Source organism: Hydrocoleum sp. CS-953, from assembly GCF_002260545.1.
Taxonomy (GTDB): Bacteria; Cyanobacteriota; Cyanobacteriia; order Cyanobacteriales; family Microcoleaceae; genus Trichodesmium.
The window spans coordinates 1-4818 of sequence record NZ_LGSU01000814.1; the positions used below are offsets into that span (position 1 = coordinate 1).

Below are 4818 nucleotides of genomic sequence, written 5' to 3' on the forward strand. Positions count from 1 at the left end.
CCCCATCTATATTCGCGCATAGATCCCTTCAGGGGTTCTATAACAGGTATGTGTATGTGTAGCAAACATTGATCAAACTGATATTACAGTCAAACCACGTCCAGACAGAAAACTAATAATGACCAATCTTACCTTTTCTTTTTCTTCTCATTGCACAACAGGTCACTTAAAACTTCACTACTCAAACTCTTTCCCATGACTTTGACCGTTACTCTTCGGAAAGCAAAAATAATGTGATTTTATATTCTTGATTGTCACTTTTTTGCCGTTCCTTCATATCTAATACAAGCCTTTTGGCTCGAAATCCTGTTGCTATCACACGAATTGTAAAGACTTGCTCAGGAATATCTACTAAAGAGTATTTTCCTTCTGCATCTGTATAAGTCCGCTGTCCAGTTTCTAGACTCTCTACAAGAGCATTTTCAATCCCTTCTTCTGATGTATTGATAACATATCCCTTCAGTTGCATCAAATCCTTCTCTCCTCATTAGGTTTTTTTTGTTGGTGTTCGGCGATCGCCGCTGATTAACAGAACTTTTGAGGATGGTGAGGTACAGTTTATTAATTTTCTGTTGCCTAAAGTCCTAAAAATTTGTACCTCACTAACTCCGAAACTGCTGTAAAGCAAAAATCATAATTTGTGATCCAGATCGCCGAAATTGTTATGGGAAGCGAAAAAATCCCTCCCAATTACACCTATACTAAGTCAGCGATAACAACGAAGTTAATCCATCCACTGTAGGGATCGTCAAAGAAACCAGAACTGTCACGGAATACGAAGTCTCCAGCTATACTCACTGTCGGACCAATAATCCTTAAAGTATCAAGATCGATCTCCAACTGGAGGATATGATGGTCTCCATTGTTGTAGTTGACGCTGTAGCCTTTTAGCACTACCTGTGCTGATTGCACATTTCGAGGGAAAGTTACACTTGTTTCAGCCCGCTGTCTCCTGCCTGTTGTTGGCGGAAAATTCAGCCATCCTTCTCTAAATTGCACAGCCATAATTATTCTCCTGGGAATTGTTTATGTTGGTCTTAGGAAAAATAGTTAGTTCTAATTAGAACTATTTAAATTATCCTCAAAATACTTTTTTGCAACAATACGACGATCCGCGTATGCGTCGCAGAAAAATGTGAGATCGTCTCGATCAAATGTTACCTTATTGAAATCATCTGATGAAGCTCCTCACCTATTAGCCAGGAGTACACGAGAGCGAGAATGGTTGAGCAGTGAGATTGTCAAATCCCCTATCCAAGTGTGTTCAATGTCAAAGATAACTTTTATTTTTTTGACAACATCCAACAAACCACTCACATTAATTGGGGACTGAATGGTGTTTGGGTTGCCTGCATTAATAGGCATTGGATTTTTAGTTGTCTTTTGCCTCCGTTAGGTCGGGAACCAGGATGTTCAGGCGTTGGTGAACCGAGCTATGAAATAATAGTGAGCGTGTTATAAGAAACCGGGTTTGTTGGAGACAAATTTCACTATTTATCGGGATCTAACACAAACCCGGTTTCTAGAATGCCAGAAAAATCATAGCCAAATTCACTAACACCGATGTTCATAACACAGCGATCGCTCTTCTGAAGCCATCTTGTTTTGGTTGATTTGGCTATAAATAGCGATCGCATTCAGAGTATTCAGGGAAATTTTATTCTCATCAAGGCGCAAAGATTTTCTACCTTTACTGCCAATTTAGCTACAGCATGATAGCTGCAAGAATCTTTCCGTCGGAACCAATGTATATATTGACTTGGCGTTCATTAGCTTGTGCTACCTTGAGGATATCTAATACATTAGATACCCCATCAGGTGAACTTGGGGTTATCTGTTTCCATCCGCTTAATCCTTCAANATTTTATTCTCATCAAGGCGCAAAGATTTTCTACCTTTACTGCCAATTTAGCTACAGCATGATAGCTGCAAGAATCTTTCCGTCGGAACCAATGTATATATTGACTTGGCGTTCATTAGCTTGTGCTACCTTGAGGATATCTAATACATTAGATACCCCATCAGGTGAACTTGGGGTTATCTGTTTCCATCCGCTTAATCCTTCAACTATTGCGAATCCATACCGGGTATTGACATGACCGTATGTATTAATCACTTTCTTGTTAGTTACCCATCCTGATGTGTCGGATACGACGAAGGTCATGGTGGAACCAGGTTCAGAAATCTGGGTAATATTCAAGCTAGAGTTGCTACCGTCCCACCATTGGCTCTTAGGAGTTGTGCTATCAGAGAACTCAGTCTTATACGGAGAAGCAAACAAATCTTCGCTGTCGCCCCCATTAACATCTTTCTCCAGGTCGAAGCGTCCATCGGCCTGTTCCAAAGAACATTCGTAGTGTTGGCTGGCAGTCATCTGCTCCTCGTTATTACCATTTTTCTGTTCATCAACGTGCCAGATAGCCAGTCCAGCATCAGGCAAGAAAGTATCTCGGCCTGTCTTTTGCCTGTTCTCGATGATGAAATACTCTGTCGCGTTTTTGGCATAGACGTAAAAGTCATTGTTCGCCGCAGGGAGGGTCGCCGTTATACCTGGAGTTATGGACGTGACTTTTGTAGCCCAGCCTACTTCATTTTTTAGGTAGGCACAAACTTGCACAGGGTTCTTATTATTTCCTCCAAAACACATGAGGCAATAATTCCCAACTCCCGATGATTCGTATCCATAATCGTACAAATCAGGAAAATCGCAGATCATGTGACCATTTTCATGACAGAAGGTTCGTAGGGTCAGCTCACTACCCATATTTGTGATTTGGTAGTCCCTGAACTTTTTCCCTCCTCCTACGTTGTAGTCAGAGGCTAAGACCCAGGAGTGCGGCCAAAGACCTTCAGCCCAATTATTAACCCTCGGTCCGACGTAAAACACGTTCAAGGCATAGATATAGCCACTACCGTCACTACTAAGCGGACTAAAGTCAAAGCCCTGGGATTTAAGGTCATCTAGTGCTTCAACAATCAGTTCTCTAGCTCGAGTACCATAGGAAATTGCTGGGTCTGTATAGTACGAGCGATCGTGTTTAGCTGTGTAATATTGCGTCACGACATTGGTGTAAGTTAATTTACCCCGCGAGTTGTCGTAGAAATAATCATGTACTGACCCATTATTTCCAAACCCACTGTAGCCTGATAGGTTACAGAAGTCGCTAACTTCTTGCTGGGAAATGGTTTCGGAAACGTCGGTAAACCGGATCAAGATACACAACCCGACGTAGTTTCCTACTGTGACGGTAGACAGGGGCTGAGACTCAGGGCTTGCAGTCGGACTTATTCCCCGTAACTGAGTTTTTTTCTGCTCGCGACGGACTTGCCAGCGACTTGCAGGTCCTTGCAGCATGGGTGCGTTCTGAGCTTGTTGTTTAGCACNACATTGGTGTAAGTTAATTTACCCCGCGAGTTGTCGTAGAAATAATCATGTACTGACCCATTATTTCCAAACCCACTGTAGCCTGATAGGTTACAGAAGTCGCTAACTTCTTGCTGGGAAATGGTTTCGGAAACGTCGGTAAACCGGATCAAGATACACAACCCGACGTAGTTTCCTACTGTGACGGTAGACAGGGGCTGAGACTCAGGTCTTGCAGTCGGACTTATTCCCCGTAACTGAGTTTTTTTCTGCTCGCGACGGACTTGCCAGCGACTTGCAGGTCCTTGCAGCATGGGTGCGTTCTGAGCTTGTTGTTTAGCACTCTCCCGTCGGATGCGTATGTGTGGCTGAATTCCCAAGTTTTGTGGGTCTACTACCCCCACTTTAGCATCGGTCGGCAAAAGCTCATTTTTGTCTTCGGAAAGCTGCGCATATTTATAAAAACCTGTGTCAGCGTCTTTAACCACGGTATAGCCATCAAGGGTTTCAAAGACAGCGTAATATTGGTTGCCTGAACTTCTTACCTGGATGGTACTGCCGTCGGGATTGGTGAAAGTAAATTCCTCGTTAAGGAATGGTGTAGGCATAACTATGTTCTCCTTAAGATTGGGTTAAGCAGTTATATCAAGTCNAAGCTGCGCATATTTATAAAAACCTGTGTCAGCGTCTTTAACCACGGTATAGCCATCAAGGGTTTCAAAGACAGCGTAATATTGGTTGCCTGAACTTCTTACCTGGATGGTACTGCCGTCGGGATTGGTGAAAGTAAATTCCTCGTTAAGGAATGGTGTAGGCATAACTATGTTCTCCTTAAGATTGGGTTAAGCAGTTATATCAAGTCGTCGAGAATAACCACAAGACAGCTTATATTGTAGGTAATCAATCTGACTTGATCTTGATTAGGACTTACTCAATACAAAGTATTTCTGTCATTGCGACCGACAGGGATGCAATCTCAAGCCCACATTTTTCGTCTATAATGGATAATATCATGTCCCGATAAGAGCGCGATAGAACTCCGTTCCGCTTACGCGTTAACGCAGTTGTGCGCCAGCAATCAAAAAACTTTATCCTTTTAATACTTTCTTTTTCCCCTCCTGACTCCTGACTCCTGACTCGTTATTTATAACTATTCAACCGGACATGATATAAGTCCTATTGATATGAGTAATATCATGTCCGGTAGCATCGGTATTATAAACTACGGGTAAGGAAGAAGAAAGAAGGTTTCACAGGAGGAAAAAACTTAAATACTGTGTAGATATTCCCCAAGCTTTTACACGCAACCATACCAACGGACATGATAGTAAGAAAGTCAATTTGTTTGGCTTCTAGTTCATTCAAGTAGAGGAGGCGGTGCCCCTTCTAACTCCCCGCTGCTGCTGCCACTTCCACTCATGGCTTCCAGTTCACTCAGGGAAGGCGGTGCCCCT

General features: G+C 42.7%; 5 protein-coding genes. All 5 read right to left on the bottom strand.

The genetic code is table 11. From position 1 onward, the window contains the following. Positions 1-208: 208 nt before the first annotated feature. The 5 genes from AFK68_RS10230 to AFK68_RS44755 all read right to left on the bottom strand — a co-directional run bounded on the left by AFK68_RS10230 (position 209) and on the right by AFK68_RS44755 (position 3355). On the bottom strand, positions 209-469 hold the full coding sequence (locus tag AFK68_RS10230; protein WP_094672615.1) for a carboxypeptidase-like regulatory domain-containing protein: 261 nt from the start codon (positions 467-469) through the stop codon (positions 209-211). A 227-nt stretch (positions 470-696) separates the two neighbouring features. Next, entirely contained in the window at positions 697-1005 is a 309-nt protein-coding gene (locus AFK68_RS10235) for a hypothetical protein (protein ID WP_094672616.1), read from the bottom strand. A 183-nt stretch (positions 1006-1188) separates the two neighbouring features. Next, complete coding sequence (locus AFK68_RS36555) at positions 1189-1365, bottom strand: hypothetical protein (RefSeq protein WP_168186398.1); 177 nt, start codon at positions 1363-1365, stop codon at positions 1189-1191. A gap of 189 nt (positions 1366-1554) precedes the next feature. After that, a complete protein-coding gene (locus AFK68_RS43410; RefSeq protein ID WP_256386530.1) occupies positions 1555-1677 on the bottom strand; it encodes a hypothetical protein in 123 nt (40 codons plus the stop codon). A 235-nt stretch (positions 1678-1912) separates the two neighbouring features. Continuing rightward, positions 1913-3355 (bottom strand): M6 family metalloprotease domain-containing protein, encoded by a 1443-nt coding sequence (locus AFK68_RS44755; RefSeq protein WP_094672617.1) that lies wholly within the window; start codon positions 3353-3355, stop codon positions 1913-1915. Positions 3356-4818: the final 1463 nt, after the last annotated feature.

What these genes read in the sequence shown, in the direction of transcription:
- AFK68_RS10235 (WP_094672616.1), bottom strand. Translation starts at nt 1,005, where the DNA reads ATGGCTGTGCAATTTAGAGAAGGATGGCTGAATTTTCCGCCAACAACA.
- AFK68_RS44755 (WP_094672617.1), bottom strand. Translation starts at nt 3,355, where the DNA reads ATGCTGCAAGGACCTGCAAGTCGCTGGCAAGTCCGTCGCGAGCAGAAA.
- AFK68_RS36555 (WP_168186398.1), bottom strand. Translation starts at nt 1,365, where the DNA reads ATGCCTATTAATGCAGGCAACCCAAACACCATTCAGTCCCCAATTAAT.
- AFK68_RS10230 (WP_094672615.1), bottom strand. Translation starts at nt 469, where the DNA reads ATGCAACTGAAGGGATATGTTATCAATACATCAGAAGAAGGGATTGAA.